A 26,718-nucleotide genomic window follows, 5' to 3' on the forward strand; every position below is an offset into this window, starting at 1 on the left:
ACCCAGGTCAACGCATCAACCCTGAATTAACACAGGTGAAGGGAAAAAACTTGGTATTGAATGCCGACGGGCCCAACTTGACTTACGATTGACTAACCTTGATATGACTGACGAGCAAATTCATATAGTGCAACGAACCTGGCGATTGTTGCGGCCCATTGACCCTATTCTGCTGAGTAGCGTATTCCTGGCCCGTTTGCAGATGGAAGCGCCAGCTTGGAAACTCATCGCTCAAGGGCAGCCGCAGGCGGAAGCAGCTACGCTAATTCTTGAATTCAGCCGAATTATTGCCCGTCTGGACCAGCCTCGGAGTATAAATAGCTCGTTAGTAGCGTTGGTAACACATTACCTACCAGATGCGCTCACGCCACAGCAGGTACTGGCCTTAGGGCGGACAATGCTGTGGACAATTGAGCAGGGGTTAGGTAGCGACTGGAATCAATCGGTTGAGCAGGCTTGGCGTCAGTGTTACATCGACCTGGGGGAGTTGCTGACGGATGTACAGGGTAATAACTGAACTTTATTAAATTGCTGTAAGCCAATATCTTCTGTCGCGAGCGTTGCCTCAAGGCAGTAAATGCCCTAGGTCCTAATCCATCAGTCCTGTAACGTGGACTATAGATAAGGTGTACTCCATGAGTTGAGTCCATGACGTGAGAGTTGTTTATCAAAAATTACCCGCTAGTCGCTCATTCCTGCCCAGTGTTCATTGAGGCTGGTGTACCCCTGGACCCATTTCGTAGTTTAGGCACGTTTTACGGATTTATAGGTTTAATATACTTGCTACTTTGTATGCTTTTTATCCTGTATGGCCTGTCTGCTCTCTCGCTTCTGTTCAGTATAGGTGGTCTTTTAGTAGCCGAATTCGCGTCTAAATTTGAGGGTGGTGCGGGCATTGGTGGTAGTTTGCTGTTCCTGATTGGGGCCATCTGTTCTGGCGCGCTGACGCTTGTACTCTATCGGAAGTGGGCCGTGCTGTCTACAATAGACCGGGTGGATGGGGGCGTGGGCTGTTTGCCACTGGTTACTGTGCTACTTGTCTTGGTCTACGTGCTGTTCATTGATAAACGATGGCTAAACGAACTGTAGCCCTACAGCCCCCTGCCTTACTTGGTTAGCCCGAGTGCGTAAATAAAAAGACTCGGAAACTCAACTAATTCACTTTTCCATCTAGTAGCTCCCAATACGCATGCCCGATTTCACTATAGAAGACATACCCGGTTTAATTGATCGGCTGGATCAGTTCGCCAATTACTTAATTAAAACGATACACGAGTCGAACAACCAAGAAGAGCAGAACAAGCTACGCTCAATCAGTTATGAAACATCCGCCCTGCTGCTATCGCTGGAGTCCTTGCAAGAGTAAAATGCTCTACTGCCGTCGGCGACCGAATGATTAATTCAAGCATCGATTCGTCTATCAGGAATACGATGCTTGAATTAAAACGTTGGAGTTGTTAGATTTCAAGCTGGATGTTATTATAAATGGCTGAAAACGAATGATATATACTAAGGGAGCACGCCAATTGCAAACGAGTAAACTAGCTTGGATTATAGGCGCTCTGTTCGTGCTTTTACAACCTTCGGTAACACTCGGTCAGCGTATGACGGTGCCCGCGCTTGGAACACCGCTACGGAAAGAGTTGCTGAATGCTATCCGTATGCCCCTGGAAAAAGAGCTTGGACAAGTGATCCTTTTTGAGGTGAAAACCTTGAGAACTGGTGGCGATTGGAGCTTTGGCGAGTTAATTCCTAAACGAAACGATGGGAAACCCATTCAGTACACCAATACTCCCTATGCTGAAGCCGTTAAGGAAGGTATTTTTGATGAGGGGATTAGTGTGTTATGGTATCATCAAAAAGGCGTTTGGAGGGTCAAAACCTATGTGCTCGGCGCAACAGACGTTCCCTATGGGTGCTGGTGGAAGTTGTTCAACGCGCCCAAAGGAATTTTTACCTATACGGAGAATCGCTGCACGGATTGAGCCTGATACTTTCATTCACCATCTATTTGTTGACTCAGCCTTTGTTCATCAGGGGGGTAAAGCCTTATTAGGGGATTGTTCAAGCATGCTAAACCAGCCAGCCAGGCTGAAATGTTTTGGCGCAGGGCTGTTGGAGAAAAACGCACGGTGACTCAGCAGATGGACGTTACTACCTGATAATAAAAGACGATTAAAAGGATAGAATAGATAACGTTTCCCGTACTACTAACATCCTACTTATACTTATTCGTAGAAGATTCCAGAGGGGAGGAGCACGTCAATAAGGCAAAAACTACACTTTTACCAATAATACACGCATGAACGCATTAAACGACTCGAACAGCATCAAGTCATTCGGCAGTACGTGACCATAGTGGACTATCGGAAAGTGATGATTTAACAGGTCTCGCTCAAGGGTAATCAAACCACCCCCGTTGTTGTGAGTGGAATTATAAGCTTTAAACAAGTGGTAGCGTGCTTCAACGTTTCGGGTAACTACGACAAACTGGCTGTATAGTTAAATTATTCACTGATCAGACCGAGCAGTGGGAACGAGACCACAGATCTTAAGTCATACAACAGTTTACCCAGCCACGAAATTAATGCAGAGCATCAAGCCGATTTTTCAAGGTGGAAGATAAATCCTTTAAGTTGGCCCATGTTATTTTCGGATTTTGACAAAACGGTAGCGTTTGGTTGCCAATCCATTGTTCATAATTTGATGTCTGGATAGTAGCAAATGGTATCCACTCATTTTTATCGATTGAACGAAACTCGCCACACAGAATGTACTGCTTATTGACAGTAGCTGTGATCAAATACCCAATTCTTACCTGACGGAAGCTGACAGGAGACAGAGTTTTAGAGTGATGAAAATCCTTGGCAGATGCATCGAGTAAAAATGCTACAGCCGCCTTTAGGGAGTCGTTTTGCCTGGCTGTATAGTGAAGTCTAACCGGCCCCCTCGTGGATAGATTAGTAGACGTGACTGAGATTGAGTTGAAACTGGCTAACAGCAGTGTGAATAACGGAATTGTGAACAGTTTGAAGTTTGCCATAATGGGATACATTTTCCTATTTTCTTAAGTTAAGATTAACGTGTTGGTTATCAGTGCTAAATATTAGTCAAGGTGTCCTGACTCCTATGAACTGATTATGGAGCGGAGGAAGGGGTTTCTAAGTAGCATTGGTGAACAAAATTACGTTTTGAATGTCGTTCGCTACTTGACCTTAGTCTTCATCAAAGACTAAGGTCAAGTAGGTAAGTTTAGTGTCTAAGCTGATAAAAGTACGACTGCCTTATCGCTAGCGTATCAAGGATTTATTCTGGAGAATCGGTACACTGCTGTGTAAGGTACATCAACGGTTTCTGTGGCTGTAGTGGGCAGGTTGGCCGGTGCTTTACCACCGGTAGTGGCTATGCGTTGAATGTGATTCACACCTTGAAAAATACCGGTAGGTACAGTGCCCGGTTTGGTCATCAATAGCAACCAATCAATACTATCTGGGTCTTTGCTGACCGTTTTAGATGGAGCATAGGCCTGCCCTACAATTAGGTTGTTGGTGGCCGTTAACTGCCAGGAAGGACCAGCAAAGTGGGTGCCGACCTTCGCGTTGGAGGCATCATATAAGTCGGCTTCGGGCGCCACAAATGCCCATTCATAGGTTACAGGATTACTACCCGTTTTTGGGCGAGACTGGTATTTTTGCACCCCTTTTGCAAAATAGGTGGCAACCCGGCTGTGTCCAGTAGCGCCATTAGTCGGAAAGGCAATTTCAACTGGAATGATAATTTGTTCGCTGGCTATAATATATTGAGAAGGCGAAGGGTTGCCAGGTTCAAGATGGTCTGCGCAGGCTGCCATTGTAGCGGCCAGAAGTATGGCCACGCCGAAGAAACCCCAACATGATTTGTTGTCTATCATATTCGTACTGTCTTAAGATGGATAAGGAAGGTTTTGAAACTCCCCAATCCTCTGCATGAGGCTTTGTTCGGTAGTAAAGCCATTGAAGGATTGGGGGTTTCAGTTCGCGGCAGCAAAGTCTGTCTACACAACTTAATGCTTTATTGTTACCTGTAAGTAAGTAGCTGGAATAGAGGTCGTATCTCCGGTAGCGCTTTGGTTCTGACTGGCAAACAAGTCCTTTAATTCACGCTCCAGTTCTTCAGCTTTTCCGTTCTTTTCCGCAGCCTCGAACGCGTTCATGGTAGGACCGTAATAGTTTTTAAACCGCGCAAGGAATTCAGCTGGCGTAAATGGCGCCTGGAAGGTATACGTAGCCCGCTCAAAGGAGATATTCTCTTTGGGTATACCGGCCTGACCGAACCGTTCGATTACGTGACTCTCCACCCCCCATAACATAGGGCTTATGAAGCCCTCCGGCGGAGCGGGGGTATAGGTCGAACTAATGCGCAGGATCTGGGCCACCAACGTAGTGTCGCCTGGAATCCAGTTGCCCATTACAATGCGGCCGCCGGGTCGGGTGACCCGCACCAGTTCTTTGGCTACTTCGACTGGTTTGGGAGCAAACATGGCGCCGAAGATACTGACAACCAGGTTGAACGTTTGGTCGTCCAACTGGTTCAAATCGGTAGCGTCCCCATGCTGGAACGTACAGTTGGTCAGCCCTTCGCTTTGGGCCCGTTTGTTACCGGCTTCCACCAGATTCCGGGCGATATCGACTCCTGTTACATGGGCACCTAATTTTGCTGCTGGTATAGCTGTGGTACCATCACCACAACCCAGATCGAGGACGTTCAATCCTTTCGTAATGCCAAGTTTAGCGATCAAAGCGGCACCGCTTTCCCGCATCGTTTCAGCCAGGCGAGTAAAGTCGCCTTTTTCCCATAATGCTTGATTTGGATTCATTTTTTGAAAATATAAGGTTTAAATGTATGTACTGATTTTTCGGTGTAGAATGGATTCTATCCTACTAATTTGTTCGATAATTAATTGATTTTAAGGATTTTACTGATATTATACTGTGCCTAGACGGTCGCGCAGATAAGGCAGTACTATATCTAGTATGACCAGCACTCAGGTTTGGGATGAACCTTAGTAATTAAGCTGGTTAAGCCGAAAGGTGACGAGTAGCTGCGTGTAAGCCGGAACCGCCATCCCAGCGCGGTGCGCCGGATACCAGGCAGGCATATTCGCCACCAGGTCGTAGGCGGCCTGGTCCAGGACTTTACCCTTCGATTGCAATACGATAATGTTCGTAATTTTGCCGGTTGGCTGTACCTTGAACAGCACCTGTACGGTTCCCTGCAGACCAATTTGCTGCGCTGTCTCAGGGTATAGCTCGGCATTATCGATGTAGGCTTTCAGCGCCTTTGGTCCGCCCGGAAAGGAAGGCTCATTGTTTAGTAGAACCAACTCCTCGGCGGGCTGCACCGGACGGAAGGTTGGGGTCGTATCCATAACCATCACCGGGCTTTTAGTTGAAGTAGCAGCCAGAGTCGGCAGAAATGGGGCAGCAGTCAGTAAACCGATTGCCGAAAGGTAAGCGAATGTCCATGTGATTCGTTTCATGGTAAAAAAGAACTTGTTATGAGTTGAACATTAGTTATTTGACGCTGCAAAATTCCGTAGGCGCTGCGTCGAAAAAATCACCGAAATCCGTGGTTTTTTGTCACTGAATTCGGTGATTTTCGGGCTAATCGACCTTTAAACTGGCCAGTATCATGGGGGGAAGAGGGGGATGAGCCCAAGCACAGTGATAAAATAGTTGCTGGTAGAAGTCTTAAGAACGGGGTTGTTGTAGGCTGTTTTACTATAGATTCAAGTCTCCACTCTTATAGGCATGACCGTTCAGTAAGCCATAAGCGGTAGTCGGCAATAGTTGAGAAAAACAACCTATTTTTATGTTGTTAATCAGGGAGTTATCTTATAGGTGGTTTACTGCGCGGCATTGAAACGATCACCAGTCTCGATGTTCTATTAGCCTGCCTTACGATTCCTGCCCAGTAGTGCCTTATCGTTGCCAGTTCGTGTGCTCTATGAAACTCACCCTTACGCTGATACTGTTCTCGAGTTGGCTGGCCGTCAGTAGCTCTCTACAGGCTCAGAGCTACGATACGCCCCCTTTTAATTTCGACCGCAGCACAGACGTTACCTATGTGGACAGTCTTTTGCAGTCTACCCGCGCTCGACTGGCGGGTCTAAACCAGCTGCCCCCGTCGTCCACTGTCGACACCGCCCGCATGGAGTACCTGCATTTCTTGGGATATGTCCATTACAGCGGCAAAGCTCATCGCGACAGTTCCCTCGTCGTCGCCAACCGGCTACTGCGGTTCGCCCAGCGCAAAAAAAATATCAAATATCAGATAAAGGCGTTGCTGCAGATCGAACGTTATTACCGGGAGGTCGATAGCAATTACCCTCAGGCAATCCAGCTTAATCACCGCTTGCTGTCGCTTATTGAAACGGCTCCGGTTGAGTTTGCTCTTTATTTCTGGCGGATTTACCGTAACCTAGGCCACATCAGCAGCCTGATCGGAGAACCTGGTGAGGCTGTATCGTATTTACAGAAGAGTATCATCTGGTTTGACCGGGACAAAAAAATTGATCCAATTCACTTAGCAGACCTCCACCGGTCGTTAGCCAGCGCCTATAAAGGTCAACAGCAGATAAATAAGGCCGAAACCCACTACTTAAAAGCGTGGGAATTGCTCAACCAGCAGCGTAGCGTACCGATTTCCAACAAAGCGTTTCTGACGAATGCTATTGGACAAGTGTTTAACATCCAGCAGAAATTCACTCAGGCGATTCCATATCTGACCCAGTCGGTTGCCTATTGGGGGCAACTCAACGCGCCTTTACCTCAGGCCGATGCATTGGCTGATTTGGCCGTTGCTTATCTGGGTTTAGGCCGACATTCCGAAGCGATTGCAGTTGCGAAGGACGCTTTGGCGAAAAATCAAAAGGTTCATACCCCCATTCTAACGGCCTATTCAGTGCTTATCCGGGCTCACGAGCAGCAGCAGGATTGGAAGAGCGCATTTACCTATCAGCGGCTCTACGAAGCGAAAAAGGCCGAAGAACAGCAAATCATCAACCAGACTGAAAGCCTGCGCACTAAGGCTAAGTTCGATCGTGAACGGCTTGAGACGGCGTACCAGCAGGAGCGGCTGTTGCAACAGCAGCGCTACCAGACGCTGGCTAAACAGGCTGAAATTGATCGACTCAATCATGCCTACAAGACAAACGAATTGCAGCGATTGGCGCAAAATAACACGCTAAAACATCAAATCGAAAGCCAGCAACTGAAAGCCAGGGCGGTCCAGAAACAGGCGCATCAGCAGGCTACCATCAAACAGTTAAAAATTGATCAGCAGGCCACCGAACGCAACCTGCTACTGGTTGGGATAACGCTGAGTGGCGTGCTGGGATTGCTGCTACTGTATTACAGCCTCAAATTGCGCCGGACGAACGTAGCTCTGCTTGCCAAAAACCGTGAGATTGAATTGGCTCTGCTAAAAGGGCAAACACTGGAGCGTAAACGCGTGGCTACCGAGCTTCATGACCGGGTGAGTAATTTGCTGGGGGCCACTAAAATGACGTTCCAGACCATCGACGCGGACGGTTTGCCTCCGCGTGATAAGAAACTCTACGAAAATAGTTTAAATCTGCTTAACGATGCCGCCAACCAGGTGCGCGAGTTATCGCACAACCTCATTCCCGATACATTACTCCAGCAGGATTTAGCCATGTCGCTTAAAGGGCTAGTCAAAACGCTGAATCAGACGGGAAAAACCGTTTTCACGCTGCTTGGCGAATCAGCCGACAAATGCCTTCTAACGCAGGAAGCCAAGTTTAACCTGTACGTAATCTGCTTAGAACTCTGTACGAATGTACTTCGTCATGCCCAGGCGCAGCAGGCTCATTTGGAGTTAGTATGGCAGGAGACAGGCCTAGTGATCCAGGTGTCGGATAATGGTATTGGTATGGGTAATGCACTGCGGAAAGGCATCGGATTGGCTAACATTCAGGAGCGGGCTGAAGCCATTGGTGCTCAATTTTGGATGAAACCAGGTCAGGGGGGAGGAACAATCGCCTGTATTCTGCGGCCGTACCCTATCTCAAAAATGCCCGGCTAAGCGATCGTTTCATCAGGCCTAGCGATGTACTAACGCCTAATTTTTGGTAAATCCGCTTGCGGTGGGTCTCTACCGTATTAAACGAAATGAAGAGCCGCTCGGCAATCTGATTACTAGATAGTTCGTCTAAAATCAGACTAGCAATCTGCGCTTCCCGATCCGTTAACAATTCCTCTATTGCCGAAGCCGATGGTTGCTCCTGCATGGAAAAAACACGACTATCCATGTATCGACGGCCGGCCGCAACGGCCAGTATTGCATCGAAGAGTTCAGCTTTGTCGGCCGTCTTGGTCACGTACCCACTTGCACCGGCCTGCATCACCTGCCGAATCATCCCCGCATCATCGGAGCCAGACAGAACCAGAATCGCTGTGTCCTTATATTGAACTTTTACCGAAGCAATTAGTTCGACTACATTCAGGTTGGGCATGAGAAGGTCAGTTACCAGTACGTCGACTCCCTGGCCGTTTAGCTGGCTTTGCTCCAAAATGCGAAACAGTTCCGGTTTATGCTGAGCCGTACCGACAACCCGGAAATGGTCGGAGGTAGCCAGTAGGTTAGCAAAGCTTTCCAATACAACCTGATGATCATCGACAAGGGCAATAGTAAACATAGAGACGGAACCTGATGGGGAATGTTTCCGCAAGAACCTGTTTTTACTCTAAACTTTCGTCTACTTTTTAATTAAACGGTTACGATACGTTATCTGCCCGTACTACTGTTTTTCTGTCTAAGTCAAATGGGTAAAGGGCTACTGCCTCCATTCCTCTACGAACTTTTTATGAGAGTCTCCCAAATTCGACTCTACGCTCTCAAACATTCGGCTCTCACGGTATGTGACTTCTCGCAGAAAAGCCAAAACTATTTAATTTCCAAAAGCAGCTGAGTTACAAGAGTAGCCTATTTTCCAACGTATCAACTCTGCCCAGTATATGGGGTAAAAATTGATGATTTTGTCAACCAGGCTGGGCGATGTACGCTGATGTCTTTTCCAGATAAGATTGGGGACGTTTTCGTGGACGCTTTTGTCGGAGAGGGAGAGCGTTGCTATTGAACGATGTTAATGACTGTCCACTATTCTCGTACTATTCACTACGTTCCTCTCTATCGCAGCCGGTCCACTAGTTCACGGCGGTAGGTAAGCCCAACGGGCAGTGCTGTCTCGCCGATAAACACTTCGTTGCCGCTCAAACGCATAATTTTATGGAGAGAAACCAGATAGGATTTGTGGATACGTATAAACTGATCGGTAGGCAGACGCTGCTCTAGTTCGGTCATGGTCAGCGCCGTTACGTAGACTTGTTTCGTTGTGAACAACTTAACGTAATTGCCCCAACTTTGCCCGTACAGCAGATCATCGTAAGCCAGCCGGACCCAGTCCCCATCGACTTTAATAACGAACGAGGCACCCAACGGGGTTGGAAAGCTTATGCGTTGGGTTTCTTCCTCAGCCTCTGCCGCAACTACTTTATCAACTGCTTTCAGAAACCGGGCGAAATCAATGGGTTTGAGTAGGTAGTCCACCACGTTGTAGTTGTAGCTTTCCAGCGCAAATTCCGAATGAGCGGTTGTCAGGATGACTTTGGGCGGATGGCTCAGCGTTTCCAGCATCTGCAGCCCGTTCATCTGTGGCATATTGATGTCCAGAAACAATAAATCGACGGGTTGTCGATGCAGAAAATTGATGGCTTCCAGGGCATGGTAGCAACTGCCGACCAGCTTCAGCCGGCCTACCTGCTCAATGTAGTGCTGCAAGACGTAATGAGCCGCCACTTCATCGTCAATAAGTAGGCACTGCAAGGGATTGGGCATGAGACAAAGGAAGTAGCTGAACGACAAGATCGGTTTTATACCGGCCCGGCGGCTGTTCAATCCGTAGCTGATGTTTACCCGCGTACAGGATTTCGAGCCGTTGGCGCGTGTTCTGCAAGCCCAGCCCCGTCGATGTAACAGGTACCGTTCGCGTGGGCACCGAGTTTTCGATGCTAAGCGTGAGCGTGTCGTCATCCAGTATCAGTGAGATAGAGACGAAGCACCCGTGAATATCGCCCGTTCCGTGTTTGAACGCATTCTCAACCAGCGGAATCAACAGTAAGGGGGCTAGCTGGTAGCCTTGCAGCAGAGACGTATCGGTTGGGTAGCGGTACTCGATCTGGCAGCGGTTCCCAACGCGTTCCCGCTCCAGCGTAATGTAGCTGGTGATAAATTCAACCTCCTGCTGAAGCGACACCCACGACCGACGACTACTGTCAACCTGATAACGCATCAGCTTGGCGAGTTGCATGAGCAAATCAGGCATCCGGGTGGGCTGGTGCAGACTGATGCCATACAGGTTGTTGAGTGTATTGAAAAAGAAATGCGGATTTAGCTGGGCGTGCAAAAAATTCATCTGGACTTCCTGAAGCAGCAACTGATCGGCGTTCCGTTTTTCCTGTTGCTGATAAAAGCGCTGGATCAGAAAAAAGGCCATAATAGCCATCAGACTCATGGTACAGGTAGCCAGGTGAAACAGCGCTACATCCTGCAAACCGTGCGACTCGTAATACGTGGGATACAGTAAGACATCAACCCAGTAAACGAGCAAACTGCCGACTACCAAGCTAAGGCTTGTCAGGATAGCATAGCTTTTAAGCCGCTGGCGGAACAGTAGTGGAAAAAGAAAAAAGCGGTGGAACTGAGCCTGACTGTATAGGATCAGAAAATTAACGCCCGCCCGCCAAACATCACCCCAGGTGGTTAGGGGATTACAGGCGCTGAGCGACATGAGTACAAAGAGGACCAGAAAGAAAAGGCTTTCCCGTAGCCATCTTTTTCTATTGTCGAGCAAGGCGGGTAGTCGCATCGGTTATCCTGCGGTTTAGGTACGTAACCCTAGGCGGTACGGTTTAGTGTTACGTTGTTTTTCGGTTGTTCACCAATCATATAATCCAGACTGTACCGGCCCGGCCCAACGGCTAAAATAGCGAGGTAGCCAATCCCAAAGCTCGTTGCCAGTTCGCCCTCGCCCAAGAAATCCCAGTTATGCGACTGGAAAATAACGACCATGGTGACCAGCAAGGGGAGAAGCGCCAGGCGGGTAAATAACCCTACTATCAGCATGATCGAACAGACCAGTTCAGCGAAGATAGCCAGCGACAGCGATAGCGAGCCACTTAACCCCATAAAGCTGGTGAAGTCTGTTTTCCACTCATGGAAATGCATCAGTTTAACGTATCCATGATTGAAACTCATCATAAAACCAAAGCCCAGACGTAACACCAGAGCGGCTACATCAGGGTAAGAAAACGTGAGTTTCTGAAAAAGCAGGCGCATCATATCTGTTTACGGAAATCGGTTAGTTGTACTTATTCAGCCCACAAAACAACCTTGCGCTCCCGAGCCTGACAAACTTAAATGACCAACTCGGTTTGTCATCAAAAAGAACTTGTTCGTCATTCTTTTGCGAAACCGACGACTCTCCGGATGGTACTTTGCACCGTTCCTCCAGTTTTTGAAAGGAACTATGCGTTCATCAAATTCTTTACAGTTTACTACGTTGCCTTCTGTATGCTGTTACCAGTTGGAACAAGCGCTGAGCAACCCGCTTTCGTAACAGCTTATTAATCAACAGGAGAGATCCGCGGAACTGTGCTGCTATTAGTAACCCGTCGGTTGGTGTCGCTAATAGTAGTAGCGTTGGTAGGGGTAACCGGTAAGCAAGTCTTCGAATCCGGTTTAATTAATTTTTAATGAAGCCGGAATAGTTCAGCCAAAATTGCTGTTCCTGTTCAACTACAATTGTTACAGCCTGATGTCCCTAGTTAATACCACACGTAAGCCAGGTCCGCTTTTTTTAGCCTTATCTCTCACGCTGAGCCAGTTTGGTTGCGGCTCATCCACCAACGAGACCACAACGCCTACTGAAGTTCCTACGCTGCCCGTCGTGCAGGTTCAAACGGCATCTGTCAATACGTATCAGGAGTTTTCAGCCACCCTGGAAGGCCGGGTTAATGTCGACATTCGGCCGCAGGTAGAAGGGTATCTGGAGAAAATCTATGTCGATGAAGGTGCTGCCGTTCGCAAAGGTCAACCGTTATTTCGCATCGATACACGTACCTATCAGCAACAGGTCGGCAACGCCAGTGAAGAAGTCGGGCGACGTAACGGAACTAGCCGTACAGCAGGCCGAAGCGCAACGCCAAACCGCCGACCTGCTACGGTCGCAGCTAGAGCAGGCGCTGGTTATTGAGCAAAACGGTATCCGCCAACTGCTGGGGGACTGGCCGGGCGCAATTGCTCGCAGCAGCCGACTCACTACCTATCCCCTTGCCGATACGTTGCTGACGGGCGTACCGGCTCAGCTGCTGGCCAATCGACCCGACGTACGGGTGAGCGAGTTGGAATTAGTGGCGGCTAATGCCCGGGCCGGAGTTGCCGAAGCCAGTTTGTATCCAGCCCTGACCATTACTGGGAGTGGTGGCTTGAATTCGTTTCAAGCCGCTAACTGGTTTGCGTTGCCAAACTCCTTGTTTTACAATTTGGCGGCTGGTTTGGTACAACCCGTTTTTCAGCGCCGTCAGCTCAGAACGCAACTGGAAGTGAGTCAGATTCAGCGGGATGCCGCGCTAATTCAATTTCGGCAAAGCTTGAACAATGCCGTGGTCGAAGTAGCGAATGCGTTGGTCCGCAACGAGAAACTACAGGAGCAGGAACGGATTGCCATGACGCGCGCTCAGACCTTACAAGGTGCCATAAACAATGCCAAACTGTTGTTTAAAAGCGGGATGGCTACGTATCTGGAGGTGATTACGGCGCAAAGTAACGCTCTCCAGGCGGAGTTAACTTTAGCCGACATCAAACGACAGCGACTGGGCGCGATGGTCAACGTGTATCGGTCGCTGGGGGGCGGCTGGCGATAAGAAATGATGTGGTAAAGCTATTCGTATTCAGTACGTCCACCGCTTCAGCGTCCCGATTTGAGGTAGACGACTTGCCGGCTGTATTCGTATAGGCACTGAAACGGGGCCGTCCTTTAGGTTCGTAATACGGCCAGAAACCAAAATTTAATAAAGCTTGCCAACCCAAAACGTAACGCCCAGCTAAACATAGCCGGGCGTTACGTTTTGGGGCCTTACGTCATCGCTTCCGTCTTCGATACCAAACAATAATGACAATTGCGACTGCAAGCACGATTGGTACGAGCGGAATGTCCCAGTACTCAAAGGATGGATTGCTCATTGCCAATATCGTTGATCTGGTAAGCTTCGCGCCGGGTTTGTTCCTCAGTGGGGACTCCATCTTGGTTTAGTACGAGGCCGTAAAAGCAACAGGTCGGCAACCGATGGGCGCGGTAAGGACGAATTGACTCGATGCGTATGGAGCCGTTGTAATCCGTAAACACATCTCCAATTTTATAGGGGTTGTTCGCCAGCGCACACGCAACGACCAGCGCGTCTTTTTCGGCCTGGAATCGCTGCTCCAGTTCGGCAATCCGCTGGTTGTAGTCGTCGTACGTCATGGTGATTGCGTAAGTAGCTATTAACCAGGTTGATAGCTCAGGCATACACTTCTTTGCGGGCGGCCTTCACGGTGTTCTGCATCAGCGAACAGATGGTCATCAGGCCGACGCCACCGGGTACGGGCGTAATAAAGCTAGCTTTGGGGGCTACTTCATCGAATTTTACGTCGCCTTTCAAGGCAAAGCCGCTTTTCTTGCTCGCGTCGGGAACGCGCTCCAGACCAACGTCGATGACAACAGCCCCTTCTTTTACCATGTCGGCGGTGACAAACTCGGGACGGCCCAGTGCGGCAATCAAGATGTCGGCCGACCGGCAGATTTCCGCCAGGTTCTGCGTTTTCGAGTGGGTTAACGTAACAGTGCAGTTGCCGGGATACGTATTACGCTGCATTAGTATACTCATCGGTAACCCAACAATCTGGCTTCGCCCAACGACTACGCAATGCTTGCCGACCGTTTCGATTTCGTACCGTTTCAGCATCTCCAGAATCCCCTGCGGAGTCGCCGATACGTAGGCAGGCAGACCCTTTGCCATGCGGCCAATATTAATGGGGTGAAAGCCATCTACGTCTTTAGCCGGATCGATGGTTTCCATCACTTTATCGGCCGAGATATGATCGGGGAGGGGCAACTGAACGATCAGCCCGTCCATGTCGGGGTTATTATTGACTTCCCGCACCTTATCCAACAACTCTTCTTCCGAAACCGACGGATCGAAGCGGATAAGGGTGGAGTGCATGCCGACTTCCTCGCAGCTTTTCATTTTGCTCGCTACGTAGGTTTCGCTTCGGCCGAGGGTACCCACCAGGATGGCAACCAGGTGCGGAATTTTGCCGCCCTGCTCTTTGATCTGTGCGACTTCAGCCGCGATTTCCTGCTTGATCTGCGTAGAAAGAACTTTACCGTCTAAAAGCTGCATACCTGTTTTTAAAGTCTTTGTGCCTTGTTCAGTAACCAGAGACACCCATAAACAAGGCACAAAGCTACACAAAGAATCCGCTTTGCCGGTTCGTTTACATTAACCGCTCCGGCACGAAATACTGCACATCATGCGCTTCCCACAGCGCCGGAATCTCCAGCCGCTCAAACATCCGGTGCAGTACGTCGGCAGGCACCGCATACTCGCGGGTTTCGTTCTGCTGGACCAACTGCTGATACGGTACTTCGATGTACACCAACCGAACCTGGGCCTTGTAGGTTGTGAACAGGCCAACGAGCTGCTGGCGGAGCTGATACGTTAGGTTCGTGGCATTCCAGACAAACGACGTCTTACTACGTAGCATGGACTTGGCATCTTCCCTGGCCATTTGCACCACGCGGCTTGTGCCCTGTTTATCGGTTGGGCTGATCTTAAACTTCCGCCGGTAATTGTCCAGGCTGATCACCGGCCAGTCGGCCAAGTGCTGACTCACAAACGTATCTTTTCCGGCCCCCGGTAAGCCGGCCAGCAGAATAACCTCCGAACCGGTTTCGGGAAAGGGTTCGTAGCTGGGATAAGCCGTATCGTGCGTAAAATAATAATACCGGGCCTCTTCGCTCACGAACGGATACGGCTGCCCCCAACACCCGTTCTCTTTACACAACTCTTCGAACAAATCGATTCGATATAACAGATCCGCCTGGTCGGCGCAGATCCGTCCCAGTACGTCCGCTCGGGCCAATATGGTGAGCCATTCGGTATTTACCTCCAGACTCGTTCGCAGTAACGTTTTCAGTGGATCGGGTTTCTCAAAAATCCAGAGGGGCAGGCCGTGATGCCGGATTAGTTTGCAAACCTGCTCCCGCTGGGCGAAGGGCGGTGGCGACGTTACCCGGTAGTTGGTGTACAGTAATTCCCGTACGGTACGTTCTCCTTTACGGGCGTGACCGCGTGCCGTGATGCTGCCGTCGGCTTCAACCACCGTAGTCGAGCGTTTTTCTACGTCGTGTAAAAGAGCCGCCGTCCAGAGTAACTCCTGCTGCTCTGGTTGTAAAGTTTGATACCGAACGTCGGCTTCGAGGGCCGCCAGAACCAGTTGGGTATGCGTGGCTACGTCGCCTTCGGCATGGTGGCGTGGGTCCTGCCTCACACCGGTCATATCCCGTACTTCCGGAAAACGACGCGTAAGTGCTGACCACTGTTTATCGGATGTGAATGTCCACATAGCAAATTGGATTGGTTTCGTCAGGTAAGCTTACCTGACGAATAATGACTAAAAATTAAAAGGCTGATGGTAGACTCGCCAGTATTACTCAGCTATACTTCATTGTTCGTACAGCAATCGGGCCCGCTGCCAGTTTCGCGTCCAGTGCTCGTCAGTTTTGACATGGCCTTTTCGCACGTATTTAAACACGCGATGCGGGTGATCGGCTACCGAAAAACTGGCGGCATCGCGGGTGACAATCCCTTCGCGAGTGCAGGCTTCGCCCGTCTGCACGTCGTACGAATCAAAAACGCTGGACAGCGACGCTAAACAGTTTACCTCGTTTTCGACTTCAGCCGGGCGGAACGGTTGCGATTGCACGGACAACACCGGCACCGTCGGGAAATCAAGCAGCTGCGCGTAAAACTGGGTTTCTTCCCACGATAGCCACTGATCGTGTTCGCGAATGGCAAAAACGTAGAAGTAAGCCTCAAGTTGACGGTAGCTGATGGAATGCACGGCGTATAGGTTCTCGCCAAATAGCTCCAGGTCGCCGAGGTCGTGTTTAATACCTGCCCATCGGTCGCGCAAATGGCGCGTCCAGGGTGTTTGCGTTGGGGCCGCGTGTGATCGGGCAAACACACCGTAGCGGTTGAGGCAGTTGTTTTCGCCGTCCAGTTTCTCGGTATGCACGAGGGTCTGGATGCGGGAACTGTCGGTCTGATACTGCTGATTGATGCGGTCGTCGCTGGTGGTACCCGGTGAAAAGGGGTAATGATACGTCCGGCCGTATTTACGGGAAATCATGATAATCGCGTTTGGAATGAACATTAGAAATACAGGCACTTTACCGGGTGATAAAGGCTAATCAAGTAGCGGAACCTGTACGCGATTACATGGCATTCAGTGACTTAAGCGTTAGCAATACGTTTGCCGGGCAAAGATAAGAAGACTACAGGCTGAAAATCAACCGTATTTCTCCTGCCAGGCTTTTTTGAGCCGTTTGTATTCCGGGTCTTCCCGCGCCTGAAGGTATTTGCCGTAGAAAATCCGGGCCGACTCCGCCTTCACCGGGTCTTCCTCGCGGGGGAGCTGGTCGCGGCCGTGGGCACCCGACCGGCCTTTCTGATCGTCGGGAACCGGCCCGTCGTATTTCTGACCGGTTTTGTGGTTGGCGTAGCGTCGCGATCGGGTGTAGCCCATTTGCAGAAACTTACGGGCCATGTCCATGCCGATGAAATCGTCTTTTCGCTTGTATTCGAGAAACAACTGGTATATTTTTTCGGATGATTCGCGGGCAATTTCCGGCGATTTGAATTTCCAGTAGGGGAGTATCTCTGATTTATAAGGCTGGACGAGTAAAACACCCTGTTCCCCTTTGCCAACCCGATATAGTTCGGGATGCTCGCGGATGTTCAGGGTACGGTAATCCAGGTCGTAGTTAAAGGCACGGTTAGGTTGCTTTGCGTCATTCTCGGCCATACGTCGAACAGTTGATGAGTGGTATTGACTTCTATAACCACAAAAACGGCGGAATGGCTTAGGCTCCCGCCCGGCATGTATTCGGTTCGTTAACGAGCCTGGGCAAATGCCTTTGCTACAACACTGGACCAAGTTTGGGGGTTATTGAACGTAGGGCTTTGTCTGCCAGGGCAGCTTATGCATTATGATGACTTCTGTACGTCTCTCAATTTTTCTGTGGCTAGTAACCGGCCAGTGGCTCCTGGCACAGTCGCTGAATGAGGCCGATTCGCTGGGTCGTAACCGAAACGAGCGCCCGGATAAGCCTAAATTCATTTTTGAACTCGATCAGCGCTTCTTCTATTTTAAAGATGCTACTCCTCCGCTGCTGAGTAATCCAACAAACGTCTGGGGAGCGCGAGTGGGCTTTCTGCTGCCGGCAAACGTGAAAGTGGGCGTAGGGTATTACTTCACCAACCAGCATCTGAACGAGTCGTGGGAAGGGTTTCACGTGCAGAACCGACGATTGCAGTACGCAACGGTATACGTCGAGCCGTATTACTTTCGTCGTAAATTCTGGGAGCTAAGTTCGCCGATTGAGGTGGGGCTCGGGTCGGCCCGGTACGCGGTCACCAACACGGATACGCAGCAGCCCGATCTCCGACGAAGCATAGCCGTTCCGCTGAGTGTAGGGGTTTCAGCTTCGATTAAGTTTCCGGCGTTACGGGGACTGCGGCCGTTGCGGTGGTTTGGTGTTAACCTGATGACCGGCTACCGCTACACGCTGCAACGGAACGTACCGCTTGGCCCATCTACCCTGAATGGCGTGTATTACTCCATCAGCCCGGCCGTTTTTTTGGATCGGTTTTACGAAGACTTTTCGGCCTGGCGGAAGGGTCGCAGGAGCCGAAAATAATGGATACAGTCACCCACGTTTCGCTTTTACAAACCGGTAATCAAGCCACTGAATAAGGCTTAAACCGCCACCGGTAAGCAGCAACGGGAGCCAGAACCTGACCAGAAGCTGTTTTAATAAAACCAGTGATTCCTGGTCGACAAAAAAAACAAGGCTAGCGGCACAGCCGACCAGCCCGAGCGAGCAGAGCCCATACAAGACCATAGCCTTCCGTTCGATTCGAGCTATAGTCTGCTGCTGTATCTGCCGCACTACATTCGCCGAAAAAGCGTAACTCAAGTCATAGGCTGGTTCGGTGGATAGCTCATCGAACAATGCCCGGTATGTATCCACAGCCTCATCGTCTGCTTGGGATCGTACTGACGTTGGAGCATGCCGCTGGCTGTCAAGCAACTCCTGTATTTGTTGATCCGTTAATTTGTTCGTGGCCATTGTTCCCGCTCTTTATGCTGCTGTAAGGCTTCTTTCAATAGTTTACGGGCTCGAAAGAGATAGTTCTTTACGGTGCCTTCCGGTAATGCTGTCACCTGTCCAATCTCTTCGTACGACAGTTCGTCCAGATGATAGAGGGTAAGAATGGTGCGATAATGAACCGGTAATTTATCGATCTGGGCGTGTAAAAATGAGCGCCAATCCTGATGAATCATCAAATCTTCGGGTGTCGCCAGGGTAGACACAGCTTCTGAGTTAGTCAGTCGGTCTAACGGGTCGTGGGGGCTGCCTCGCCGGTTCTTCTTTACGTAGTTGATCCCGGTTCGGTACGCGATGGTGGCAATCCAGGTAGAGAGTTTCGATTCAAAGTGAAAATCGGGCAGGTGCTGATATACTTTGATGAATACCTCCTGACACGCATCGTCCAGATCAGTGGGTTCATGAACAATCCGACTAACCATGTGCAGCACCAGACGTTGGTAACGCTCGACCAGCACCTGATAAGCCCGGACGTTACCCTGCACGATTTGCCGCACCAGTGTTTGTTCATCTTCCATTGGCCTATGAGACAGCACATGCTGACCAGAGGTTGCAGTTTCTAAAATATTTCGGTCAACTGCAACATTGTCTGAATCAGGGCAGTCTCATGGTCAAAAACAAAATCAATCGATGGAAGAACAGTATGGGTTACAGGGCGCTTTCGTCATTCTGGCCATCGCCTTTGGTATCTACCTGACCATGCGGCCGCTCACCACCTATTTGCTGCGACGGAGGCTTTTTGAACTTGGGCAGTGGAATGAAAAAGTACATGAATTGCTGGGGCGAGATAGCGAATCGTCGACCGAAGGGTTGAAGTGGGGCTTGATTCTATTGTTTACGGGTTCGGGACTGCTGACGGTTCATTACCTGAGTGTTTCGCCCGATTCAAGTCTGTTTTATGGCATTATCTTGGTAGCTGCTTCGCTTGGCTTTCTTCTGTATTATCTGATTATGCGTACCCAAAACAAATTGTAGTTATGAACCTGTCTGTATCCACACCGCCAGAACGCCAGTTGTGGGGAGTATCCATGATCGTAGCCCCGTCTTTGTTCGCAGTATCTACGTTCTTTTGGCATAATGGCGAATACACAATCACCGGTGGCACGTTACTGGTTGTTGCCACGGCCTTCTGGATTCCTGCTTTTATTGGGTTATTTACGAAGCTGAAAATGACGATGCCGAGATATGCCGTATGGGGTTTATTGGTCGCGATATTCGGGTGTATAAGCGGTAGTAATTTCGGCATGCGAGGGATTTATGCCGAGGTGTTCGGTATATCCAAAGAAGAATTGATGCGGGAAGCGGCTGCCCACTCGGTTAGCTTTAACATAACTATGTTTCAATCAGGGCCACTTTTCCCACTCAGTCTATTGGTATTAGGCATCAACCTTACCCGAAAGGAAGTCGTGCCGAAGTGGGTTGGTACCCTGATTTGCGTAGGAGCCATTGTCTTTCCGGTTAGTCGCATTTCCCGGGTCGATGGTATTGCACACGTGGCTGACCTGCTGCTGTTTATACCCATTGCTTATCTGGGCTGGAAGATGCTGATGCCCAATCAAGGGGCAAGCCAGACCATTTTCCCGACCGGTTCGTACTGAAATTGCGCACGCGTCTGGCCGTTTCGGCTCAGGTGCAGGTACTCCATAATCAGGACGCGGCATTCGATAACGGCGAAGTTTTTGCGACCTGCTTCGCTTTCCTCGGGCGTAGGTAGGTCCTCGCCCAGGTGTTCCGGAAAGCCGGGGTAGGGTGCGGGCTGTTCGCTGCCGGGCGTCCGTTCGGATAAATAACTTTTGCGACCACCAACCCATAGATCGGCCCAGTGTTCATCGGCAATGTAATCGTTGGTATGCAGCCTGGTTTCTATGTTTGCCCGAAGCTGCACCTGCCGCTCTTCGTCCCAGAACAGCAACGTAGCGACCGGATGCGCTTCGAGTTGAATTACTTTTTCGGCCCGTGCATCCGTATGAAACCACAGGTATTTATGAACCTCATCGACTTGCCGCAACACCACCATTCGGGCATCGGCACCGGTAGCCGTACTGGTGGCGAGCATCATTGTCTTGAACCCATCGGTTTTTGCCTGCGTAGCCTGAGTTAATTGCTGCCACGTATCGCGTTCGAGATTAGCAAGGGATTGCGTTGATTCGTCGATGGTGACGGTTGGTTCTGGGGATTGATTCATGAAGGAGAAACAGGCATTCGGCACCCGATGTGATTGGCATAACCGGAGGGCTAATTTATTTGTTTATCAGATAGCCCGATAAGAATGTTATGGCTCCCTAAAAACCGATGTGCTACCATAAATCACTCAATGCGACCGCTGCCGAGATCGAAGCCCGCTACGAGGCACCTATGCCCCCGGACGCTAACTTCCAGCCGGTGTACCACGCCAACGCCTACCAGTTTCCTGCCTGGCCCATTCTGGCCCGATCGGATACCGACAAGTCTATGCCGAAACGCTTTCAGCTGATGAACTGGGGCTTGATTCCGCGTTGGGCCAAGAGCCGCGAGGATGCCGCCGACATTCGCGCCCGGACGATCAACGCCCGGTCGGAGACGATTTACGAGAAGCCATCCTATCGGTCAGCCGCGCAGGCGGGTAAACGGTGTCTGATTCCCGTAACCGGTTTCTACGAGTGGCACACGATCGGCAGCAAGAAGTTTCCGTTTTACATCAGCACGAAAGACCAGCCAATTGCGTCGGTTGCGGGATTGTGGGATGAATGGCCGGACCCCGAAACCGGGGAACTCATTCCGACGTATACCTTGCTGACCACCGAAGCCAACCCGCTGCTGGCGGCTATTCATAACACGAAAAAACGCATGCCCTGTCTATTGACACCGGAGTTGGAACGAGCGTGGCTGCACGACAACCTAACCGAGCAGGATGTGCTGGCCATTCTGAACGAACAATACCCCGCCAAACAGATGCACAGCTACAGCATCAGCAAACGAATTACATCGCGAAGCGAGCCCAGCGACGTACCGGAAGTGCTGGAGCCCTCGACCTACACTGAACTACAAAATCACTCAACGCTTTTTACTTAAGTAATCGGTTCCGCTCGTCTACGGCCTATACCGCTCGTGTAGTATTCACGCAGAAAGTTTTGCATGAACGGAAATTTTGTCAACTCAGTTGTCTTTTTTTTAGAAACTGAGTCAACTTTGTATTTTGAATTATAGCATTACAACCTGACAGATGAAAAAATCATTACCCATGTTAGCGGTTGGCTTAACGACGCTGCTTTCCGCAGGAACGGCTTTGGCGCAGTTCCCGACGATGCCTGGCGGAGGAGGTCAACGGCCCGCTACGGCCATCCCCGGCACCGCATCGGACGATACTCCGCGGGGCAACGCGAAACTTACCGGTACTATAGTCGATTCGACGAGCAATAAACCGGTTGAGTTTGCCAGTATCGCGCTGATCAATCCCCAAACCAAAAAACCAATTGACGGAACCGTTGCCGATGACCAGGGACGGTTTACATTGAACAAACTCCCGCAGGGCGACTTTCAGGTCCTGATCTCGTTCGTGGGCTATCGGAATAAGACCATCTCGAGTGTTAAGCTCGACCGGCGGGGCGACGTAAACTTGGGGTCGGTCCGACTATCGCCCGATGTTCGTACGCTGAAAGAGGTAAACGTAGTAGGACAGGCCGCGCTGGTTGAAGAAAAGGTAGACCGGCTGGTGTATAATGCTGAGAAAGACGTAACGTCGAAAGGCGGAGACGCCACCGACGTCATGCGGAAGGTACCGTTGCTGTCGGTTGACCTCGATGGTAACGTCAGTTTGCGGGGGAGCAGCAACGTTCGCGTGCTGATTAACAACAAACCCTCGACCATTGTCGCCAGCAGCGTGGCCGATGCCCTCAAGCAGATTCCGGCCGACATGATCAAGACGGTGGAAGTGATTACTTCGCCCTCGGCCAAGTATGACGCTGAAGGTTCAGCCGGGATTATCAACATCATTACCAAGAAAGCAACCCTGCAGGGATTCACCTTGAACCTCGATTCAGGCGTGGGCAACCGGGGCAGTAACCTGGGCCTGAACGGCAACCTCCGTACGGGTAAAATGGGCTTTAGTCTGAGCGGCTTCGGCCGGGCGAATTACAACGTAATTGGCCGGTTCGCGAACACCCAGCGGACGTTTGGTAACGGGGGAACGACCACCACCACTGAGCAGACAGCCAATACGCGTAACGAAGGCATATTTGGTCAGTACACGCTGGGCTGGGATTATGACATCAATAAAAACAGCGCCATCACCGCCAGCCTGCGCTACGGAGCCCGGAACAACATTCAGTATCAGGACAACTTCATCACCAAAACGACGGGTCCGTATTTCCCGGTTTACAACGCCCGGAACGTACAGACGAAAGATCTTTCCGGAACGGTAGATGCTAATATTGATTACACCCGCACTTACAAACCGCAGCAGGAGTTCAGCGTATCGGCGCAGTACAGCCGCAACAACCGCAACAATGATTTCACGGCCGACATTCTGAACTCAGCCGATTTCGCGACGGTGGCGGCCCGCCAGCAAAACCTGAACGACAGTTACAACCAGGAGACTACCCTCCGGGCCGATTATCAGACGCCTATCAGCACCAACCAACTGCTCGAATTCGGGGGGAAAGGGATCTTCCGGCAGGTGGAGAGCAGCTTCAGCTATAACTTTGCCAATGGCAACGGCCCGTTTCAGCTTGACCAGAGCCGCCCGGCCAATACGTTGAACTACGATCAAAATATTGCCGCCGGTTACGTATCGTATACGCTGACTACCAAGAACAAATATACGCTGAAAGCCGGTGCGCGTTACGAGCATACGACGATCAACGCCAACTACAGCCGGACGCAGCCTGGTGAGCAGGGCGGTCAGGCTGGTCAGGATTTAGGCATTCCTGCCTACAGCAATCTGGTGCCGAGTGTAAACATTTCGAAGGCGCTAAAAGGTGGGAAAACGATTAAACTGGCCTATAACCGGCGCTTGCAGCGGCCCGGTATTCAGTTCCTGAATCCGAACGTAAATGCGGCTAACCCCACCAATATCACGCAGGGGAACCCACTGCTATCGCCCGAGTTGACCGACAACCTGGAATTCAGTTCGAGTGCGTACATCAAATCGGTGTACATCAACGCGACGTTGTTTGCCCGGTTAACCAACAACTCGATCACCAGCGTTCGGGATACGGTCAGAACCAGCGTTGGCGAAGTGCTGAACCCGACACTGCCGATTCCCATTCGGACAACCTACTTGAATATTGGCCGCGAATCAGCCTATGGCGTAAACCTATTTGGGAATGCGACCTTGTTTTCAAAGTGGCAGGTTGGGGGCGGAGTTGATGCCTACTACGCGTATCTGACCAACAACAGCTCTACGTTCATCTACCGCGCTACGAACTCAGGCTGGGTAGTAACAGGCCGTTTCTTCTCAAGTTTAACGTTGAAAAATGGTTGGGGACTCCAGGGTTTCGGATTCATCCGGGGCAAACAGATTCAGCTTCAAGGGTATCAGGGTGGCTTTGCCTTCTATAGCATAGGGCTGAAGAAAGATATGAAAGACAAGCGCGGAAGCTTCGGTATTGCCGGCGAAAACTTCTTTAACCATCCGTTCACGGTCCGGTCCGAATCCAGTTCGCCGATCTTCTCGCAGAACAGCCTGACCAGTCTTTATAACGCTGGCATTCGGGTGAACTTCAGCTACAAACTGGGTAAACTTAGCTTTGACCAGCCCCAGCGCCGTCGCGGACAGGGTGGCAACGACGATCTGAAAGACGAAGGAAGCGACAACGGCGGTGGACAGCCAGCCGCACCCGCGGGCGGAGCGGCCCCGGCGGGAGGGAACCGCGGTGGCGGACGGCCCAGATAAACAAGCCTAAAGTCTGTACAGTTACTACGTATAGAGCAGTAAGAAGTTAATAAAGCGGTACCGGCCATCCCGGTACCGCTTTATTAGTTTATAAGCAGTCTGTACCTGGTAAGAGTTACTAGGATAAGCGCATAGGCATTGACGTAAAATACAGGTAATAGGCTGACGCTAAGTTCCGCCACGACGTACCGTTTTGAATCCACACTTGGCGCTATGTAAGCCAGTGCGTCTTTCCAATCTCCCAATCATTTTGTTCAGTCGATATCGAGTATAACGTACCCTTTGGATAGATAACCTATAGATATACTAACCTTGACAGTTTGGATTAGTTACGTATCGTATGAAGTGGAGCAGAACAGCTCTCGGTTGTTGGTAAGGAGCCCGTCAGGTGACAGATCGAAAACCGCGTACAGGCCCTTGATTCAATCGGGCGCTGGGCTGACTTACACATCGTTCAATTATTAGACGGTATAAACGGTTTCGTATGCTAGCTATGAATTACCGCGGAACCCAGCGGGTCCGCATTGACCACAAGCCGATGCCCGAAATTTTGCATCCCGAGGATGCCATTGTTCGGGTTACTCGATCCTGCATATGCGGGTCGGATTTGCACCTGTATAACGGCAATGTGCCGGACACCCGCGTGGGTTCTACGTTCGGGCACGAGTTCACCGGCATTGTCGAAGAAGTCGGGTCGGAGGTGCACAAACTCAAAGTTGGTGATCATGTCCTGGTGCCGTTCAACATTGCCTGTGGTAAGTGCAGTTTCTGCCAGCAGGGGCTTTATGGCAACTGCCATGAATCAAATCCAATGGCTACAGCCGTAGGCGGGATCTTCGGGTATTCGCACACGGCAGGCGGTTTCGACGGTGGGCAGGCCGAATACGTCCGGGTTCCCTACGCTAATTTCGGCCCAACGGTGATTCCGGAAGGCATGGACCCCGACGATGCCGTGATGCTGTGCGACGTAGTACCGACAGGCTACCAGGCCGCCGAAATGGGCGGTATTCAGCCCGGCGATACGGTCGTAGTGTTCGGGGCTGGCCCAGTAGGGATCATGGCTGCCCGCTGCTCGTGGCTCTTCGGTGCCGGGCGGGTTATCGTTATCGATAATATCGATTACCGGCTTGAGTTCGCTAAAAACTACGCGCCCGCCGAGGTCTATAACTTCGAAGAAATTGGCGACGTCGTGTTGTTCCTCAAAAAAGCCACCGACTGGCTGGGGGCCGACGTCTGCATTGATGCCGTTGGGGCCGAGGCTACGGGCAGTAAACTTCAGTCGCTGACGGGTCGCAAGCTGCTGATGCAGGCTGGTTCGGCCACGGCGCTGCACTGGGCCATCAATTCGGTGAAAAAAGGCGGAATTCTGTCTATCGTGGGTGTATACGGTCCAACCGGCAACATGGTACCCATCGGCAACGTCGTGAACAAAGGCATCACCATCCGCGCCAACCAGGCTTCGGTGAAACGGCTGCTGCCGCGTCTGATCGAACACGTGCAGAATGGAGTGATCGACCCCAAAGCCATGATTACGCACCGTCTGCCGCTGGAAGAAGTGGCCGAGGGCTACCATATTTTCTCAGAGAAATTAGATAACTGCATCAAGCCGGTGCTGATTCCACCTAAAGCCGGTTTATAACCCTGAACACTAATGGAAAATTTAGAAACACAGGATACATCAGCCGCTAAAACTCAAATGCCTACGCGCGAAGAGCTGGCGGCCCGATTCGCGCACATCAAAGGCTGGGGCGTTGACATCAACCCGAAAAACGACCCGACCTATCCTATAAAAGACCCACGCACGGATGTCGAGCAGCTGGGGTATACCTGGGAGCGGCCCACGCAGCAGTCTACAACCATAGAAATACTGCACTCGAACGAACGTCCAAACGTGAGCGCCGTTTTCGGAACGGCCTCGCCCCCGACGGGCCTGAGCGGTGCCATACGCCGATACGCCTTCACCCATAGTGAATCGCGGCTAATGCACTGGATTCCGCTGGTGGTGGCCGATCGGGTCAATGAGATCGAAGGCCTCATCGAAGACTTTGCTCATGGTAAGGTGCCTAATATCTTTGCCGAAAAAGGTTGGAAAGCGGGATGGAAGCACAATCCCAAAGGGCTTATACAAACCGTGGTGATTAGCGCGGTGGTAACAACGGCTCTGGTGGCCCTCTTTTCGCGGGATTCGAAAAGCTCGCGGAAACGGTTAGCTACCCGCTAAACCCGGAAACCGCAAAAGGGAACAAACGTAACAGGCCCATCATCGATGAACGGTTCATTGATGATGGGCCTG

The 26,718-nt window shown here is 50.8% G+C and carries 30 protein-coding genes; 14 read left to right on the top strand and 16 right to left on the bottom strand.

Annotated features, from left to right (window positions below; all coding sequences use genetic code 11):
* The first annotated feature begins 103 nt into the window (after positions 1-103).
* The 4 genes from ACYVIY_RS07615 (at position 104) to ACYVIY_RS07630 (ending at position 1,985) form a co-directional block, all read left to right on the top strand.
* A complete protein-coding gene (locus tag ACYVIY_RS07615) occupies positions 104-517 on the top strand; it encodes a hypothetical protein (protein WP_460975706.1) in 414 nt (137 codons plus the stop codon).
* A 275-nt stretch (positions 518-792) separates the two neighbouring features.
* Positions 793-1,089, top strand: coding sequence for a hypothetical protein (locus ACYVIY_RS07620; RefSeq protein WP_460975707.1), 297 nt, complete (start codon positions 793-795; stop codon positions 1,087-1,089).
* A 100-nt stretch (positions 1,090-1,189) separates the two neighbouring features.
* Positions 1,190-1,366, top strand: coding sequence for a hypothetical protein (locus tag ACYVIY_RS07625; RefSeq protein WP_460975708.1), 177 nt, complete (start codon positions 1,190-1,192; stop codon positions 1,364-1,366).
* Between the two features lie 238 nt (positions 1,367-1,604).
* Positions 1,605-1,985, top strand: a complete 381-nt coding sequence (locus ACYVIY_RS07630) for a hypothetical protein (RefSeq protein ID WP_460975709.1) — start codon at positions 1,605-1,607, stop codon at positions 1,983-1,985.
* A gap of 599 nt (positions 1,986-2,584) precedes the next feature.
* Here ACYVIY_RS07630 and ACYVIY_RS07635 read toward each other — a convergent pair.
* From ACYVIY_RS07635 to ACYVIY_RS07650, 4 genes are all read right to left on the bottom strand, one after another.
* The gene (locus ACYVIY_RS07635; RefSeq protein WP_460975710.1) at positions 2,585-3,043 is read right to left on the bottom strand and encodes a hypothetical protein; all 459 of its coding nucleotides are present in this window, start codon (positions 3,041-3,043) and stop codon (positions 2,585-2,587) included.
* 255 nt (positions 3,044-3,298) lie between these two features.
* Positions 3,299-3,910, bottom strand: a complete 612-nt coding sequence (locus tag ACYVIY_RS07640; protein ID WP_460975711.1) for a DUF3455 domain-containing protein — start codon at positions 3,908-3,910, stop codon at positions 3,299-3,301.
* Between the two features lie 132 nt (positions 3,911-4,042).
* Positions 4,043-4,855, bottom strand: coding sequence for a class I SAM-dependent methyltransferase (locus ACYVIY_RS07645; protein ID WP_460975712.1), 813 nt, complete (start codon positions 4,853-4,855; stop codon positions 4,043-4,045).
* A gap of 186 nt (positions 4,856-5,041) precedes the next feature.
* Positions 5,042-5,518, bottom strand: coding sequence for an energy transducer TonB (locus ACYVIY_RS07650; protein ID WP_460975713.1), 477 nt, complete (start codon positions 5,516-5,518; stop codon positions 5,042-5,044).
* 467 nt (positions 5,519-5,985) lie between these two features.
* Here ACYVIY_RS07650 and ACYVIY_RS07655 point away from each other — a divergent pair, with 467 nt between their 5' ends.
* Positions 5,986-8,085, top strand: a complete 2,100-nt coding sequence (locus ACYVIY_RS07655; protein WP_460975714.1) for a tetratricopeptide repeat-containing sensor histidine kinase — start codon at positions 5,986-5,988, stop codon at positions 8,083-8,085.
* Here ACYVIY_RS07655 and ACYVIY_RS07660 read toward each other — a convergent pair.
* From ACYVIY_RS07660 to ACYVIY_RS07675, 4 genes are all read right to left on the bottom strand, one after another.
* Positions 8,063-8,698, bottom strand: coding sequence for a response regulator transcription factor (locus ACYVIY_RS07660; RefSeq protein WP_460975715.1), 636 nt, complete (start codon positions 8,696-8,698; stop codon positions 8,063-8,065). The genes ACYVIY_RS07655 and ACYVIY_RS07660 overlap by 23 nt on opposite strands.
* Positions 8,699-9,189: 491 nt before the next feature.
* A complete protein-coding gene (locus ACYVIY_RS07665; protein ID WP_460975716.1) occupies positions 9,190-9,897 on the bottom strand; it encodes a LytR/AlgR family response regulator transcription factor in 708 nt (235 codons plus the stop codon).
* Positions 9,866-10,927: a sensor histidine kinase gene (locus ACYVIY_RS07670; RefSeq protein ID WP_460975717.1), complete on the bottom strand. Its 1,062-nt coding sequence runs from the start codon at positions 10,925-10,927 to the stop codon at positions 9,866-9,868. The genes ACYVIY_RS07665 and ACYVIY_RS07670 overlap by 32 nt, the downstream gene beginning before the upstream one ends.
* A 29-nt stretch (positions 10,928-10,956) precedes the next feature.
* Positions 10,957-11,400 carry a DoxX family protein gene (locus tag ACYVIY_RS07675; RefSeq protein WP_460975718.1) on the bottom strand — a complete coding sequence of 148 codons (444 nt, stop codon included), beginning with the start codon at positions 11,398-11,400 and terminating at the stop codon, positions 10,957-10,959.
* Between the two features lie 475 nt (positions 11,401-11,875).
* Between ACYVIY_RS07675 and ACYVIY_RS07680 the strand changes: the two genes are divergently transcribed.
* Both ACYVIY_RS07680 and ACYVIY_RS07685 read left to right on the top strand, forming a co-directional pair.
* Positions 11,876-12,313 (top strand): biotin/lipoyl-binding protein, encoded by a 438-nt coding sequence (locus tag ACYVIY_RS07680; RefSeq protein WP_460975719.1) that lies wholly within the window; start codon positions 11,876-11,878, stop codon positions 12,311-12,313.
* Positions 12,207-12,983 carry a TolC family protein gene (locus ACYVIY_RS07685; protein WP_460975720.1) on the top strand — a complete coding sequence of 259 codons (777 nt, stop codon included), beginning with the start codon at positions 12,207-12,209 and terminating at the stop codon, positions 12,981-12,983. The genes ACYVIY_RS07680 and ACYVIY_RS07685 overlap by 107 nt, the downstream gene beginning before the upstream one ends.
* Positions 12,984-13,282: 299 nt before the next feature.
* Here ACYVIY_RS07685 and ACYVIY_RS07690 read toward each other — a convergent pair whose 3' ends face one another.
* The 5 genes from ACYVIY_RS07690 to ACYVIY_RS07710 form a co-directional block, all read right to left on the bottom strand.
* Positions 13,283-13,582 carry a hypothetical protein gene (locus ACYVIY_RS07690; RefSeq protein WP_460975721.1) on the bottom strand — a complete coding sequence of 100 codons (300 nt, stop codon included), beginning with the start codon at positions 13,580-13,582 and terminating at the stop codon, positions 13,283-13,285.
* A gap of 37 nt (positions 13,583-13,619) precedes the next feature.
* A complete protein-coding gene (locus ACYVIY_RS07695) occupies positions 13,620-14,501 on the bottom strand; it encodes a bifunctional 5,10-methylenetetrahydrofolate dehydrogenase/5,10-methenyltetrahydrofolate cyclohydrolase (protein WP_460975722.1) in 882 nt (293 codons plus the stop codon).
* Positions 14,502-14,595: 94 nt separating this feature from the next.
* Positions 14,596-15,726 carry an AAA family ATPase gene (locus ACYVIY_RS07700; protein WP_460975723.1) on the bottom strand — a complete coding sequence of 377 codons (1,131 nt, stop codon included), beginning with the start codon at positions 15,724-15,726 and terminating at the stop codon, positions 14,596-14,598.
* 99 nt (positions 15,727-15,825) lie between these two features.
* Entirely contained in the window at positions 15,826-16,512 is a 687-nt protein-coding gene (locus tag ACYVIY_RS07705; RefSeq protein ID WP_460975724.1) for an RNA ligase family protein, read from the bottom strand.
* 159 nt (positions 16,513-16,671) lie between these two features.
* Complete coding sequence (locus ACYVIY_RS07710) at positions 16,672-17,187, bottom strand: DUF4385 domain-containing protein (protein WP_460975725.1); 516 nt, start codon at positions 17,185-17,187, stop codon at positions 16,672-16,674.
* 184 nt (positions 17,188-17,371) lie between these two features.
* Here ACYVIY_RS07710 and ACYVIY_RS07715 point away from each other — a divergent pair, with 184 nt between their 5' ends.
* Positions 17,372-18,082, top strand: coding sequence for a hypothetical protein (locus ACYVIY_RS07715; protein WP_460975726.1), 711 nt, complete (start codon positions 17,372-17,374; stop codon positions 18,080-18,082).
* 9 nt (positions 18,083-18,091) lie between these two features.
* Here the strand turns inward: ACYVIY_RS07715 and ACYVIY_RS07720 are convergent, their stop codons facing one another.
* Together ACYVIY_RS07720 and ACYVIY_RS07725 are read right to left on the bottom strand one after the other, a co-directional pair.
* Positions 18,092-18,514: a hypothetical protein gene (locus ACYVIY_RS07720; protein ID WP_460975727.1), complete on the bottom strand. Its 423-nt coding sequence runs from the start codon at positions 18,512-18,514 to the stop codon at positions 18,092-18,094.
* Positions 18,496-19,071, bottom strand: coding sequence for an RNA polymerase sigma factor (locus tag ACYVIY_RS07725; RefSeq protein WP_460975728.1), 576 nt, complete (start codon positions 19,069-19,071; stop codon positions 18,496-18,498). The genes ACYVIY_RS07720 and ACYVIY_RS07725 overlap by 19 nt, the downstream gene beginning before the upstream one ends.
* A gap of 112 nt (positions 19,072-19,183) precedes the next feature.
* Here ACYVIY_RS07725 and ACYVIY_RS07730 point away from each other — a divergent pair, with 112 nt between their 5' ends.
* Entirely contained in the window at positions 19,184-19,528 is a 345-nt protein-coding gene (locus ACYVIY_RS07730; protein WP_460975729.1) for a hypothetical protein, read from the top strand.
* 2 nt (positions 19,529-19,530) lie between these two features.
* Complete coding sequence (locus ACYVIY_RS07735) at positions 19,531-20,151, top strand: hypothetical protein (protein ID WP_460975730.1); 621 nt, start codon at positions 19,531-19,533, stop codon at positions 20,149-20,151.
* Here the strand turns inward: ACYVIY_RS07735 and ACYVIY_RS07740 are convergent.
* Positions 20,109-20,738, bottom strand: a complete 630-nt coding sequence (locus tag ACYVIY_RS07740; protein ID WP_460975731.1) for a pyridoxamine 5'-phosphate oxidase family protein — start codon at positions 20,736-20,738, stop codon at positions 20,109-20,111. The genes ACYVIY_RS07735 and ACYVIY_RS07740 overlap by 43 nt on opposite strands.
* 107 nt (positions 20,739-20,845) lie before the next feature.
* On the opposite strand from ACYVIY_RS07740, the gene ACYVIY_RS07745 reads away from it, so the two are divergent.
* The 4 genes from ACYVIY_RS07745 to ACYVIY_RS07760 all read left to right on the top strand — a co-directional run bounded on the left by ACYVIY_RS07745 (position 20,846) and on the right by ACYVIY_RS07760 (position 26,646).
* Positions 20,846-21,604, top strand: coding sequence for an SOS response-associated peptidase (locus tag ACYVIY_RS07745; protein ID WP_460975732.1), 759 nt, complete (start codon positions 20,846-20,848; stop codon positions 21,602-21,604).
* Between the two features lie 151 nt (positions 21,605-21,755).
* Positions 21,756-24,425 carry a TonB-dependent receptor gene (locus ACYVIY_RS07750; protein WP_460975733.1) on the top strand — a complete coding sequence of 890 codons (2,670 nt, stop codon included), beginning with the start codon at positions 21,756-21,758 and terminating at the stop codon, positions 24,423-24,425.
* A gap of 484 nt (positions 24,426-24,909) precedes the next feature.
* Positions 24,910-26,064 carry a zinc-dependent alcohol dehydrogenase gene (locus ACYVIY_RS07755; protein ID WP_460975734.1) on the top strand — a complete coding sequence of 385 codons (1,155 nt, stop codon included), beginning with the start codon at positions 24,910-24,912 and terminating at the stop codon, positions 26,062-26,064.
* 12 nt (positions 26,065-26,076) lie between these two features.
* The gene (locus tag ACYVIY_RS07760) at positions 26,077-26,646 is read left to right on the top strand and encodes a hypothetical protein (protein ID WP_460975735.1); all 570 of its coding nucleotides are present in this window, start codon (positions 26,077-26,079) and stop codon (positions 26,644-26,646) included.
* Positions 26,647-26,718 lie beyond the last annotated feature (72 nt).

This window comes from Spirosoma knui (assembly GCF_054780635.1).